We start from the raw sequence: 13198 nt of genomic DNA, 5'->3' as shown, positions 1-13198 counted from the left end.
ATGAGGCTCTCGCAAAGGTTGATTCTCATCACCTGGCCTCGACCACCATCGGGATGCCCCCGTCGGCGCGGAGGGTCATGGTGGGGAGGGGGGTGATCTTGGCGCCGGGGGATAAACTCAGGCGGAAGCGGCGGGCGATGGTGGCGAGGATCAGGGCGGATTCCATCAGGGCGAAGGTGTTGCCGATGCAGATCCTCGGGCCGCCGCCGAAGGGGAAGTAGGCGTAGCGGGGGATGCGCTTCGACAACTGGTTCTCCCAGCGCTCGGGGCGATAGCTCAAGGGGTCGTCGAAGAAGCGGGGGTCGCGGTGGAGGACCCACTGGCTCATGTAGATCGTCGTGCCGACGGGGACGGGGTAGCCGCCGACCTCGGTGGGGACGATCGCCTCGCGGCCGAGGAGCCAGACGGTCGGGTAGAGGCGTAACGTTTCGCTGATGACATTCTCGGTGTAGGGAAGCTTCGGTAAATCCGAGAGCGTCGGGAGCCGGTCGCCGAGGACGGAGTCGAGCTCGGCGTGGAGGCGGGACTCGACCTCGGGGTGGAGGGAGATGAGGTAGAGGGCCCAGCCGAGGGTGTTGGCCGTCGTCTCGTGGCCGGCCATGAAGAGGGTCATCAGCTCGTCGCGGAGCTGGCGGTCGGTCATGCCGCCGCCGTCGTCCTCGTCGTGGGCCTGGAGGAGCATCGAGAGCAGGTCGCCGCGGTCGGCTCCGCTCGCGCGGCGCTCCTCGATGACCCGGAAGATGATCGAGTCGAGACTCTTGATCGCGCGTCGGAGCCGGATATTGACGGGGGTCGGGATGAATTCCGGCAGACGGATGATCTTGCCGACCCTCGCGGTGAAGCAGCGCAGGACGAACTCCATGGCCTCGCTCGCGTCGGCCGACTCGCCCGAGACGTCGGCGTCGAAGAGGGCCTTGGCGACGATCTGCAAGGTCACCTGCATCATGTCGTTCTGGATGTCGCGGGTCTGGCCGTCGCGCCAGCCCTCGAGCATCCGCTCGGTGAAGGCGACCATCATGTCGGCCGACGCGGCGATCCGCTCGCGGTGGAAGGCCGGCTGCGAGAGCCGTCGCTGTCGCCGCCAGAATTCCCCCTCGCTCGTCAGGAGGCCGTTGCCCAGCGTGGACTTGGTCATCCGCAGGGCGAAGTGCTTGATGTAGTGCTTGTTGTTGGTGACGAGCACCTCCTCGATCTGGTCCGGGTGGTTCACCACGATGATCGGGTGGTGGGCGAGGCGGAACGAGACCACGTCGCCGTAGGTCCGGGAGCATTCCTCCAGGAACCCGAGCCGATCGCGCTGGAACTCGCGCCCGCTCCCGAAGAACCAGTGCCCTTTGGGGCCGGGGGGCGACTTCTTCAACGGCTCGGTCGTCGTCACTGCCATGGGCCAATCCCTTTCGGATGAACCGCGACCATCCTCGGCGGCGGGCGCGTACCACTACTGCCTCCATGATAGTGACGAGGAGCCGGGAACGATACGCCGAGGAGTCGGGGCATCTCCTCGCGCGAAGCCTCGCGAATTCGCTTTGACGGCTCAACTCGACGTCGCTATGCTCCGATAAGGATGCGGACTTCTCCGCTCCTTCATGCCCGGCGCCGCTTCGATGGGCACAAATCGGCGCACCATCTCCTCATGCCAGACGTCCGAATCCGGCGGCAGATCGCCTTCATCGCCGCGCAATTGATGTACCAACGCCTCGAGACCGAGTACTTCACCGCCAAGCGGAAGGCTGCGAAACAGCTTGGCGTCGAGTACCGCTACCGACCCGCCGACCTCCCCTCCAACCGCGAGATCCGCGACCAGATCCAGGCCATGGCCCGGATGCAGGAGGGGGAAAAGAGGCTCGACCACCTGCTCGACATGCGGCTCGAGGCCCTGCGCCTCATGCGGAAGCTCACGCGGTTCCGCCCGAGGCTCATCGGCAGCGTCTGGACCGGGCACGTCCGCCAGGGGTCCGACATCGACATCCACCTCTTCTGCGACAGCCTCTCGCTCGTCACCAACACGCTCGACGAGCTGGCCCTGCCCTACGAGGTCGAGCGCAAACGGATCGTCAAGCATTCGGAAGAACGACTCTTCACGCACATTCATATCGACGATCGCTACCCTTACGAGCTGACCCTCTACCCGGAAGACAAGGCGCACTACGTCTTCAAGAGCTCTATTACCGGCCAGGCGATTGAGCGGGCCTCGATCGCCGAGCTCGAGGCCTTCCTCAAGGCCGAGGATCCGGACATCGACCTCGACCGGGAGGTCGAGCGCGTCGAGGACCACATCGACCGTTTCGAGGTCTACCGGCTCCTGCTCCTCCCCCTCGAAGGGGTGAAGCAGAGCCCCAAGTATCACCCCGAGGGGGACGCGCTTTACCACAGCCTCCAGGTCTTCGAGCTGGCGCGCGAGGAGCGGGCCTACGACGAGGAATTCCTCCTCGCCGCCCTGCTCCACGACGTCGGCAAGGCGATCGATCCCTCCGACCATGTCCTCGCCGGGCTCCAGGCGCTCGAGGGGACGATCACCGAGCGGACGGAGACCCTCATCGCCTTCCACATGGACGCCCACGCCTATCGCCAGGGGACGCTCGGCGGTCGCAAGCGGATGCGGCTCCAGGAGTCGGAGCACTTCGAGGACCTGATGCTCCTCCGCCAGTGCGACGTTGGGGGCAGGCAACCCGGCGCGATCGTCTGCGAGATGGCCGAGGCCCTCGCCTACATCCGCGAACTCGCCGAGGACGAGGATTTGAACCCCTGATCGTCAAGAGGCCCCGGGGAGGAGGACGTTCCTCGCCAGGGCCTCGTTTCATGCGGATTCGTCGCGGTCGGTCGAATCGACGCTCAACGGCGACGAACGCGAGGGGCGTTCGCGTCGACGATGAGCTTGCCCATCGGCGTGGTTGGGACGACGGCCAGGCGAGGGTGGACGAAGTGCGGGTGAGCTACGCGCGGCAAGGCGGCCAGCGCGAGGGTCCGATAGTTGGCGTCGCGGAGGTTCCGGGTCGTGATCGACCAGTGGCCGTCGGCGTCGGTCAGGGCCTTGCCGGCGGGGACAAGGTCGGTCGGCTTGTTCGCCGGAGCGACGAAGAAGTAGACGGTCGAGCCGGGGCTCGAGGTCCCGCTGAAGGTCGGCGTGCTCGTGTTCGTGTACGACCCGCCGCCGTCCAGCGGGGTGCCGCTGCTGGCGTCGATCTGGCCGCGGAGCGCATCCTTGAGGACCTCGGGGGCTCCGTCGCCGAGATAGGGGGCGACGTTCTTCATGTACCAGACGGAGACGCCGGTCTTGCCGCTATGCGTGGCGCCGGCCGCCGTCAGGTTGAAGTAGTCGGCCTTCCCCTTGACCGGCACCTGGCCCCAGAGGTTATAGATGTGACCATTCGTGCCATGGTCCTTCGAGGCCGGCGTCTGCTGGTAGAAGACCTGCGCCTGGTCGACGAAGTCCGGCACGACGACGAGCGGATCCTTGGCCTTCGACTGGTACGAGTCGAGCAGGCCCTTCGCGATCCAGCCGAGCGGGTTGCCGGCCACGCTGTATTGCGTGCCGGGGCCGCCGGTGTTCGCCGAGTGGGGATCGAGCAGCGTGTTCTCGATCCAGCCCGTCTGCAACTGCGAAGGCATGTCCTTGCCCAGCTTCAGCAGGAGCTGGCTGTTGATCATGGTCCCCTCGCTGTGGCCGATCAGGTGCAGGTCGACCACGGCATCGGACGGGAACCGGTCGACCAGCTTCATGAGCTGGCTATACAACCGGGGGACCTGCTTCACGGCATCGCCGGCGGTGTTGCTGTACTGGACCCAGTTGAACGGCAGCACCTCGTCGTAGCCCTCGGTCTGCATCAAGTAGGCCGTCTGCAACTGCCACGGCGGGCCGTTCTTCCAGGACGTGTTCTGGATCCCCCCGTGCGTCACGACGCCAATGGTGTAGACCCGGAACGAGGCCGTGGCGCTTGTGTCGCCCGACTCCAGCGCCTGGGGGGCATTCGCCGTCACCAGGACATAAGGATGCTCGGGGTTGAGCGGCAGGCCGTCGGGCAGCGGGATCGTGAGCTGATGGTGTCCGACCGCCGAGGCCACCTGGCCCGAGTCGTCGAGGGTTGCCGTCCCCTGCCCGGGGAGCACCAGGGTCTCAGAGCCCACGGGCGTATCGTCGGCGCTCAGCGTCGCGTCGGCCGAGCGATATACGCTGAACATCAACGGATGCTGGGCGTCGGGTGGCGTCGTTACGTTGTAGTCGATCGTGACGCCGTGGGAATCCTTCGTTGTCGCCGACCCCATCACCACGGCGGGCGTCGCCGAGAGGGCCAGGCGCAACTCCAGGGATTCGGGCATCAGGCGGGACGAGGCCAGGCGTTTCCTGCGCGCAGCACCTCGATCCGACGTCACCGTGGATGCGTGTCCGAGATTGAAAACGCGGAGGAGCCCGCGGAGGAGGCCTTCGAACCAGGCTCCGTGGCCGGTTGGAGCCTGCTCGATTCGAGCACCGGCGCCCACGCTGTTGTTCACGCCGACGGCGTCTGTCCCGGCATGGCGTCCGGTCCGCGATCCTGAGCTCTTGCGCTGCAAGGGGAGTTCGGTCGGTCCCAAAGCCCCCTCCTTCCTGGATAGGTCTTTGTTGCGCCGTCTTCATCCTGGGCGACGGCTGCCCGCCAGCACGGGGGAGAATCCGCCTGGAACTGCCTCATTGGGAATCCAATTCCCGAGGCCGAGCCGAGGCGATATTGCCGGACTTTGGCCATTCGTTACCGCCGGGAGAATATCCTCCCGGATGTGGTCGAGGAACGGCACGCGGTGCGATCAAGAGGAGATGTGGTATCGAAGGAGCACCGGCGCGACCTTATACCATTTCATCGTTCGGCGGCGAAGGACAGTCTACTCGAAACCTCCGGACATCCGCGAAATCCGGGATGACCGTTCGTTCCCGGAGAACCGCCCGGTCCGACATTCTTCGTCCCAAGCCTTCGAAAAGAAAGAACCGGGAAGCAAGGACAAGCGGCCTCGCTTGTCCAAGTCACCCGGAGAGGCTTGACTCATGGTTGACGGAATCCCTGCGGTCGCCGGCATTTGCGGTCGGGCCGGCCGACGGATCCGATCGACGGAGGGTTCGATCCGATGATGGGGGATGCCGTCGGGAGGAGGGCTTCGATCGCCGCGTCGGGACGATCGAGGGGCGGGCGGAATCGATCAACGCTCGCGGTAGATGATTCGCCCCTTGGTCAGGTCATACGGCGTGATCTCGATCGTGACGCGGTCGCCCGGCACGATTCGGATGAAATTCTTGCGCATCTTGCCGGCGATGTGAGCGAGAATGCGGTGACCGCTTTCCAACTCCACCATGAACTGGGTATTCGGCAGGGCCTCGACGATACGGCCCTCGGTGCGGATCGGTTCCTCTTTGGCCACGCGGTTCTCCTGAGACGACCGAGACTCCTCGGGGTCGTGCCACTGGGGGATCGAATTCTCCGGAGCGGCGATACCATCTCGGGCAACGGGGCCCACGCACTGGACGTAGGCTTCGTTGAACGAGCGCGAGGAAGCAACGTCATCCCCGTTCCGGAACCGCTCCAGAATAATCGATCGGCACGCACTTGACCAGCGTCGAAAACGGAGTACGCGCCGCTTTTCGATGGATCGATCGCCCGAACGACCGATCCATCGCATCGATGGACAGGGCGGGCTCAGCTCGTGGTCGAGGCCCCGGCGAGTTCCTCGACGCCGAGGCGGTGGCAGAAGTCGCCGAAGGTCTCGGCCTCCTGCCGCTCGGACTTGAAACGGCTGAAGACGGGCACGAGTTCCTCGACGACCTTCTCGAACGGGACGTAATCCTTGAACTCGACGTTGAGTCGGTCGCCGGTGGTCCGCCCGCCGAGGAAGATGGTGTACGTTCCGGGGCCGGGGCTGCCGTCGGGGTTCTTCGACGCCGAGCGGCCGACCAGGCCGATGTCCGAGTTGTAGGGCCGGGCACAGCCGTTGGGGCAGCCGGTCATCCGGACGGTGAACCGTTCCTCGGCCAGGCCGAGCTTCTCGAGCTCGCCCTCGAGCTGGTCGAGGATGGTCGGCAGGGCCCGTTCCGACTCGGTCACGGCGAGGCCGCAGGTCGGAAGGGCCGGGCAGGCCATCGACCATCGGCGGACGGTCGAGACCTGCTCGACGGTCGCGATGCCGTATTCCTGCAAGGCCGCCTCGATCTCGGGGCGCCAGGTCGGGTCGAGATTGGTCAGCAGGATCGACTGCTGGCAGGTCAGCCGGGCGGCCATCTCGTACTTGGTGAACAGGTCGCGGAGGCAGCTCGCCAGGCGGAAGGTGCCGTAATCCTTGATCCGGCCATTCTCGACGGGGATGCCGAGGAAGAGCTTGCCGTCTCCCTGGGCGTGCCAGCCGAGGTGGTCGTCGACGTCGGTGACGAAGACGGGCTTGGGATCCTGGAGCGGGTGGCCGAGGTATTCCTCGATCTTGGCCCGGAAGGCGGGCATCCCCCAGTCGTGGATGATGTACTTGAGCCGGGCCCGCTTGCGGTCGGAGCGGTTGCCGAAGTCGCGGAAGACCTTCAGCACGGCCTCGCCGATCTTGAGGATCTCGTCGCGGGCCACGAAGCAGAGGGGCACCGAGAGGAACGGGAAGGTCTTCTGGGCGCTCGGGGTCGTGCCGAGGCCGCCGCCGACCAGGACGTTGTAGCCGACGAGCTTGCCTGTCTCGACGACGGCGAGGTAGCCGAGGTCGTTGGCGTGGATGTCGGTGCAGTTGTCCTCGGGGATGGCGAAGGCCGTCTTGAACTTGCGCGGGAGGTAGGCCTTGCCGTAGATCGGCTCGACGGGGTCGTCGCCGGGCGTGGGGACCTCGATGGGGCCGGCCGGGGGCAGCAGCGTGTTCTCGATCTTCTCGCCGTCGAGCCAGATATCCCAGTAGCTCGAGGCCCTGGGGGCGGCGTGGGAGGCCCAGCGGTCGGCGTCTTCCTGGAGGGCGTCGCGGATCGTGTCCCGGATCGGCGCGGGGCAGCTCAGGACGTTACGCTCGACGTCGCCGCAGGCGGCCAGGGTCGAGAGCAACGTCTCGTTGATCCGCCGCATGGTGGTCGGCAGGTCCAGCTTGAGGATGCCGTAGAGCTGGAATTCCTGCCGGGTCGTGATCCGGAGGGTCTTGTTGCCCAGCTCGAACGCGAGCTTGTCGATGGCGAGGTACTGGTCGGAGGTGAGCTTGCCGCCCGGCATGCGCACGCGGACCATGAACTGGTACGCCTTCTCCTTGTTCTCTCGCTTCATCTGCGTGCGGACGTCGCGGTCGTCCTGCTGGTACGAGCCGTGAAATTTGAGCACGGTGGCCGCGTCTTCGGTGAAGTGGGTCTCGCCGTTCCTCGCCTCGTTGGCGATGAACGTGTGGAGATACTGGCTGGCAATCTTGATCGCCTCGACCTTGCTCGGCTTAGGCCCGCTGCTCCCACTCGAATCCATCGCGCCCCACCTCCAGGCCGTCGCCGCCGCCAGACGACGTTGTCTGGCGAATGGTCGGTAACCTCATGAAGATCGTCAAAAATGCCATACTAACCGCACTTGGCCCTGGAATCAACTTTCGGTGAACGTACGATACCATCCCCGCATGCCAAGGACTTGGAGCCGCCAGGCCAGGCGGGTCGCCGCCAGGCCTGAGTGTGGGGACATTTCCGGGCGAATCCGTTAATCTAGGGTTGGGGTTACGACCGAAGGGCTCGAGGCGGATCCGCCCGGGGCGGCTGGACAGGGCTTTAGAATATGTCCAAATACGCGCTGGAAGGGCCGAAGCCGGCTCGCATGTACGAGGTGATCCTGCCCAAGAAGCTGGGTTACTTCGGCAAGATCCAGGAGGTCCTCGAGGGCCTCTTCGACGAGTCCGCGATCCGCTCGGTCCCGTTCGTGAAGGATTCGATCGCGAAAAACCGCAGGCGTAATGAGGCGTTCGACGAGGATTCTTGGGTCAAGAACCTCTGCCGGGCCTCCAGGGGCTACTCCATCTACGAGATGGATGGGCGCTACCTCTCGCCGAACGGGCCGATCGACGAGCGGGTGCTGGTGATCCGGTTCATCTTCCACAACCCTGGGAACGACTCCGACCCCAAGACCGACTCCTGGACCGCCTCGCTGGAGGTCGTGAACCACCTCGTGGCGCATCGGTTCGCCGCCGAGATCGGCGTCGAGGAGGAGATCTGGTTCCTCGAATACGGGAACCCTCAACTGGCCATCTGGCATAGGACCGACGAACCCAATAGCGTCGAGGACGAAGTTTGATGCTCGCTATCTCCAAGGTGCTCGACCGCTTCGATGAGGTCGGGCCGATCCTGGTCTATGCCACCCACGGCCTCACGCCCGAGCAGGCACAGGCGACCCCCGGCCCCGGCGCCTGGTCGATCGCCGAGCTCGTGGCCCATATGCTCGACACCGAGCTCGTCCTCTCCGACCGGGCCAAGCGCCTGATCGCCGAGGAGAACCCGGTTCTCCAGGCCTTCGACGAGAACGCCTGGATCCGCCGGCTCGACTCGAAGTCGATGCCCGTCGAGGAGGCGGTCAACCTGTTCGTCGCCAACCACCGCTGGATGAGCCGGCTCCTGAGGAAGTGCAAGGAGGAGGACTTCGCCCGCTCCGGCCAGCACAGCGAGGGGAGTCGCCTGACCCTGGCCGAGGTCGTGGCCAAGATGGTCGGCCACGTCGACCATCACCTCCGGTTCCTGTATGCCAAGCGGGCCAACCTGGGCATCGCCCAACTTCCCCGATACTCCACCGACTGATCCCCGAGGACCGAACGTGCAACGCCTCTTTGCGGGAACCCCCTGGGACCGTCCCCCCACCTGCGATTGTTGCGGCCTGCTCGAATCCGAGTGCAAGTGCCCTCCCCCGGTGGTCGAGCCCGTACGCATCCCCCCCGAGAAGCAGACGGCCAGGCTCAAGGTCGAGAAGCGGCCGAAGGGCAAGGTCGTGACCGTCGTCGCGAACCTCGCCCCCGAGGGCAATGACCTCGACGCCCTCGCCGCGAAGCTCAAGACGAAGTGCGGCACCGGCGGGACGCTCAAGGACGGCCAGATCGAGCTTCAGGGGGATCACCTGGCGACGGCGGAGTCGGCCTTGCAGGCCATCGGCTACAAGACGCGCCGGGGCTGATGTTCGAAATAGAGGAATCAGGGGGCCGGCCGGCGTTCTTGACGCCCTCGACGGCCCCCGCGAGACTGGTCCGGATCCGAAGGACCGCGAGGCGTGCGTCGTCCGGGCCTCATCACCGATACCATCCACGAGATTTGCAATGCTCGCCGCAGTCAATCACGTCACAGCCATGCCCGTGATGCTAGGCGTCTTGGCCATACTGGCCATCGCCTATCGCTACTATAGCGCCTTCCTGGCCGCGAAGGTCGCGGCGCTCGACGACTCGAGGCCGACCCCCGCCCACACGAACTACGACGGCCAGAACTTCCACCCGACGAATCGCTGGGTCCTCTTCGGGCACCACTTCGCCGCGATCTCGGGCGCGGGCCCGCTGATCGGCCCGGTGCTGGCGATCCAGTTCGGCTATCTCCCCGGCCTGATCTGGCTGGTGGTCGGCGTCTGCCTCGCCGGCGCGGTGCAGGACATGATGGTGCTGGCGGCCTCGGTGCGACGGGGGGGCCAGAGCCTCGCCGGCATCGCCAGGCAGGAACTCGGCTCGATCGCGGGGATCGCGACGACGATCGCGATCCTCTACATCATCATCATCGCCCTGGCGGGCCTGGGGATCGTCGTGGTGAAGGCCCTCGGCGGCGAGCAGGTCGCAATGAAGCCGAACTCGGTTCTGATCTATCCTGAGGGGGCCCCGCTCGAGAAGATCATCCGACCGGGGGCTCCCACGGTCTATCCGGTGCCCGAAGGCTCGAAGTACCAGTTCGGCGAGGGGAAGGACGAGACCCTCGAATTCAACGAGTCGTTCCGCCTCTCCGTCCCCTCGGGCACGGCCATCAAGGGGAACGGCGACAAGCCCGGCTTCGTCCTGCCCAAGGGGGCGACGCGGATCGTCCCGGGCAGCTCATGGGGGATGTTCACCATCGCCTGCACGGTGCCCATCGCGCTGTTCGTGGGCTGGTACATGTACCGGTTCCGCAAGGGGAAGGTGGTCGAGGCGTCGATCATCGGGGCGATCGCGGTGCTGGCGGCGACCGTCGCGGGGGCCTCGATCCCCCACTCGCCGCTGGAGAAGTATTTCTCGCTGAGCCGGGACTGGACGATCGGCGTGATCGCGGCCTACGGCTTCATCGCCTCGGTCCTGCCCGTCTGGCTCCTGCTCTGCCCGCGCGACTACATCTCGAGCTTCCTCAAGATCGGCACGATCGCGGTGCTGGTCCTCGGCGTGATCGTGGCGAACCCGGCCCTCGAAGCCCCCGCGATCAACCACCAGTTCCAGAGCGGCGGCGGGCCTTATTTCGACGGGCCGATCTTCCCTTACGTCTTCATCTGCATCATGTGCGGCGCGATCTCGGGCTTCCACGCCCTGGTCTCGTCGGGCACGACGCCCAAGATGGTCGACAAGGAAGGGCAGATCCGGATGATCGGCTACGGCGCGATGCTGATGGAAGGCCTCGTCGGCGTCGTCGCCCTGATCGCCGCGGCAGCGCTCCCCAATTCGATGTATTACGACATCAACATCGACCTCGCCAAACGCCCGCAATATACGCAGGCGCTCAAGGCGATGGCGGCCGACCACGACGGGCATGCCGGCGAGGAGAGCGAGCTGGTCGTCATGGAGAGGAACGTGCAGGAATCGCTGCACGGGCGGAGCGGAGGCGCGGTGACGTTGGCCGTCGGCATGGCCCGGATCTTCTCCAAGGCGATCCCCAACGTCGATTGGTTGATCAAGTACTGGTATCACTTCGCGATCATGTTCGAGGCCCTGTTCATCCTCACCACGATCGACACGGGGACGCGCATCGGCCGGTTCCTGGTGCAAGAGTTCCTCGGCAAGATCTGGAAGCCCCTGGGCAATCTCGACTCATTGCCGGCCTCGATGTTTGCGACGGCCCTCGTCGTCTTAGGGTGGGGCTACTTCATCTGGTCGGGAACGGTCGCGACGATCTGGCCGATGTTCGGCATGGCCAACCAGTTGCTCGCGGTGATCGCCCTCTGCGTCGTCACCACGGCCCTGATCAACTCGGGCCGGGGTCGCTACGCCCCGTTCACGCTATTGCCGATGCTCTTCGTCGCCACGACGACGACGACGGCCGGCTATTACGAGATCACCGGCAAGTTCATGAAGATGGTCAAGTCGAGCGAGACCGCCCTGCAAGGCTGGCTCAACATCGGCCTGACCGTCATGCTCCTGACCTGCGTCGCCGTGATCCTGACCGCCGCGGTGGTCAAATGGATCCAGGCCTCGACCCGCAAACCGACCACCGAGCCGGTCGCCTCCTGAGCTTGGACGATCGAGCCGCCAACGAAAAACGACTCGCCCGGATGTGTATCCGGGCGAGTCGTTTTCGCATTCGAACCATCAAGCTCTCGAGCCGAGGCGTCAGGCGATCTCGTCGGCCACCAGGCTTGCCTCGGGCTTCTTGTGCCCGATGACGCTGTGGCGGGCGCCATAAACGAAGTAGATCACGAGCCCGATGGCCATCCAGACGACGAGCCGGACCCAGGTATCGAGTGGCAGGCCCGACATCAGGAAGAAGGAGAAGATGGCCCCGAGCGGGGCGGTGACCCACACGGCCGGCGTCTTGAACGGACGAGCGACGTCCGGCTGCGTGATCCGGAGGACCAGCACGCCGATGCAGACGACGGCGAAGGCGAACAGCGTCCCGATCGAGACCAACTCGCCGACGATGCTGATCGGCAGGAGGGCTGCGGAGATCATGACGACAAACCCGGTGATGATCGTCGTGATGTAAGGGGTGCCGAACTTGGGGTGGATCTTCGAGACGATGGGGGGCAGCAGGCCGTCGCGAGACATAGTATAGAAGATGCGGGGCTGGCTCAGGAGCATGACCAGTACGACCGAGCTGAGGCCCGCGATCGCGCCGAGCTTGATGATGGGGGCCAGCCACTTCAGGCCGATGGCGTCGATGCCGACGGCGATGGGGTCGGGGACGTCGAGCTGCTTGTAGTTCACGACCCCGGTCAGCACGAAGGCGACCAGGATGTAGAGGATCGTGCAGATGACCAGCGACCCGAGGATGCCGATGGGCATGTCGCGCTGGGGGTTCTTCGCTTCCTGGGCCGTCGTCGAGACCGCGTCGAACCCGATGAAGGCGAAGAAGACGACTCCCGCACCTCGGAGGATGCCGCTATACCCATACTTCCCGAACTCGCCCGCGTTCGGCGGGATGAACGAGCCGCCCCAGTTGGCGGTGGAGACGTAGCCGATCCCCGCGGCGATGAACAGGAGGACGATCACGACCTTGATGACGACGATCGCGTTGTTGACGCGGGCCGACTCCTTGATCCCCACGACCAGCAGGGCCGTGACCAAGGCGACGATGAGCATCGCGGGCAAGTTGACGTAGGCCTGGGAGTGGGCGAATCCCTGCCATTCCACCGAATGCTTCTCGAACAGCTCCTTGACGCCCGAGAGGGCCGTCCAGCCGGAGGCCAGGTGGAGCTTGTCGGCGATCGCCTGCGGCACGTTGATCATCTCGGTCCCCGGCGCATTGGCGAAGTGGGGCGGGATCTCGATGCCGAAGGTGTGCAGGAAGCTGACGACGTAGCCGGACCAGCCGATGGCCACGGTCGTCGCGCCCAGCGAGTATTCCAGGATGAGGTCCCAGCCGATCAGCCAGGCCACGAATTCGCCCATGGTCGCATAGGCATACGTGTAGGCGGAGCCGGCGATGGGGACGGTCGAGGCCATCTCGGCGTAGCAGAGGCCCGCGAAGGCGCAGGCGATGCCGCCCAGGACGAACGAGAGGGCGATGGCCGGGCCCGCATTCGACGCCGCGGCGTGCCCCGTCAGCACGAAGATACCCGCACCGATGATTGCGCCGATGCCAAGCATGGTCAGGTCGAACGACGTCAGGGCTCGCTTCGGCCCCCCCTCATCGCTCGCTTCCGCCTCGGCCTTGAGGGCCGCGATCGACTTCCTCGCAAACAGATTCGACATCATTGCCTCTCGTGAGATTCGCGTCGCGTAACCCTGGCCTTGGCATCGGATCGGAAAATCGCAAAGCGGCCGGGCGCCGGCCCGATCGGGGCCAGGCGCCAGCCGGCATGATCATCGCGAAGTGGGCTTCGCGATC

General features: G+C 65.4%; 10 protein-coding genes. 5 read left to right on the top strand and 5 right to left on the bottom strand.

Annotated features, from left to right (window positions below; translation table 11 throughout):
- Positions 1-28 precede the first annotated feature (28 nt).
- The gene (locus ACOYYX_RS08250; protein ID WP_422929451.1) at positions 29-1384 is read right to left on the bottom strand and encodes a cytochrome P450; all 1356 of its coding nucleotides are present in this window, start codon (positions 1382-1384) and stop codon (positions 29-31) included.
- A 249-nt stretch (positions 1385-1633) separates the two neighbouring features.
- On the opposite strand from ACOYYX_RS08250, the gene ACOYYX_RS08245 reads away from it, so the two are divergent.
- Positions 1634-2749, top strand: a complete 1116-nt coding sequence (locus ACOYYX_RS08245; RefSeq protein ID WP_422929450.1) for an HD domain-containing protein — start codon at positions 1634-1636, stop codon at positions 2747-2749.
- A gap of 83 nt (positions 2750-2832) precedes the next feature.
- On the opposite strand, the gene ACOYYX_RS08240 is transcribed toward ACOYYX_RS08245, so the two are convergent.
- From ACOYYX_RS08240 to ACOYYX_RS08230, 3 genes are all read right to left on the bottom strand, one after another.
- Positions 2833-4572, bottom strand: coding sequence for an Ig-like domain-containing protein (locus tag ACOYYX_RS08240; RefSeq protein WP_422929449.1), 1740 nt, complete (start codon positions 4570-4572; stop codon positions 2833-2835).
- 597 nt (positions 4573-5169) lie between these two features.
- Positions 5170-5388: a translation initiation factor IF-1 gene (gene infA / locus ACOYYX_RS08235; RefSeq protein WP_015248164.1), complete on the bottom strand. Its 219-nt coding sequence runs from the start codon at positions 5386-5388 to the stop codon at positions 5170-5172.
- A gap of 275 nt (positions 5389-5663) precedes the next feature.
- Positions 5664-7433: an NADPH-dependent assimilatory sulfite reductase hemoprotein subunit gene (locus ACOYYX_RS08230; protein WP_422929448.1), complete on the bottom strand. Its 1770-nt coding sequence runs from the start codon at positions 7431-7433 to the stop codon at positions 5664-5666.
- Positions 7434-7730: 297 nt separating this feature from the next.
- Between ACOYYX_RS08230 and ACOYYX_RS08225 the strand changes: the two genes are divergently transcribed.
- The 4 genes from ACOYYX_RS08225 (at position 7731) to ACOYYX_RS08210 (ending at position 11382) form a co-directional block, all read left to right on the top strand.
- On the top strand, positions 7731-8243 hold the full coding sequence (locus tag ACOYYX_RS08225) for a hypothetical protein (protein WP_422929447.1): 513 nt from the start codon (positions 7731-7733) through the stop codon (positions 8241-8243).
- Positions 8243-8740, top strand: a complete 498-nt coding sequence (locus ACOYYX_RS08220) for a DinB family protein (RefSeq protein ID WP_422929446.1) — start codon at positions 8243-8245, stop codon at positions 8738-8740. Before ACOYYX_RS08225 ends, ACOYYX_RS08220 begins: the two co-directional genes overlap by 1 nt.
- Positions 8741-8756: 16 nt before the next feature.
- On the top strand, positions 8757-9110 hold the full coding sequence (locus ACOYYX_RS08215; protein WP_422929445.1) for a translation initiation factor: 354 nt from the start codon (positions 8757-8759) through the stop codon (positions 9108-9110).
- 139 nt (positions 9111-9249) lie between these two features.
- The gene (locus ACOYYX_RS08210; protein ID WP_422929444.1) at positions 9250-11382 is read left to right on the top strand and encodes a carbon starvation protein A; all 2133 of its coding nucleotides are present in this window, start codon (positions 9250-9252) and stop codon (positions 11380-11382) included.
- 99 nt (positions 11383-11481) lie between these two features.
- Here ACOYYX_RS08210 and ACOYYX_RS08205 read toward each other — a convergent pair whose 3' ends face one another.
- Positions 11482-13062, bottom strand: coding sequence for an amino acid permease (locus ACOYYX_RS08205; RefSeq protein WP_422929443.1), 1581 nt, complete (start codon positions 13060-13062; stop codon positions 11482-11484).
- Positions 13063-13198: the final 136 nt, after the last annotated feature.

Source organism: Singulisphaera chitinilytica (genome assembly GCF_049331405.1).
In the GTDB taxonomy this organism is placed as follows: Bacteria; Planctomycetota; Planctomycetia; order Isosphaerales; family Isosphaeraceae; genus PoT.
The sequence above is the reverse complement of the archived record's forward strand: the minus strand, read 5'-3'. Positions and strand labels throughout refer to the sequence as shown.

What these genes read in the sequence shown, in the direction of transcription:
- ACOYYX_RS08250 (WP_422929451.1), bottom strand. Translation starts at nt 1,384, where the DNA reads ATGGCAGTGACGACGACCGAGCCGTTGAAGAAGTCGCCCCCCGGCCCC.
- ACOYYX_RS08245 (WP_422929450.1), top strand. Translation starts at nt 1,634, where the DNA reads ATGCCAGACGTCCGAATCCGGCGGCAGATCGCCTTCATCGCCGCGCAA.
- ACOYYX_RS08230 (WP_422929448.1), bottom strand. Translation starts at nt 7,433, where the DNA reads ATGGATTCGAGTGGGAGCAGCGGGCCTAAGCCGAGCAAGGTCGAGGCG.
- ACOYYX_RS08225 (WP_422929447.1), top strand. Translation starts at nt 7,731, where the DNA reads ATGTCCAAATACGCGCTGGAAGGGCCGAAGCCGGCTCGCATGTACGAG.
- ACOYYX_RS08220 (WP_422929446.1), top strand. Translation starts at nt 8,243, where the DNA reads ATGCTCGCTATCTCCAAGGTGCTCGACCGCTTCGATGAGGTCGGGCCG.
- ACOYYX_RS08210 (WP_422929444.1), top strand. Translation starts at nt 9,250, where the DNA reads ATGCTCGCCGCAGTCAATCACGTCACAGCCATGCCCGTGATGCTAGGC.
- ACOYYX_RS08205 (WP_422929443.1), bottom strand. Translation starts at nt 13,062, where the DNA reads ATGTCGAATCTGTTTGCGAGGAAGTCGATCGCGGCCCTCAAGGCCGAG.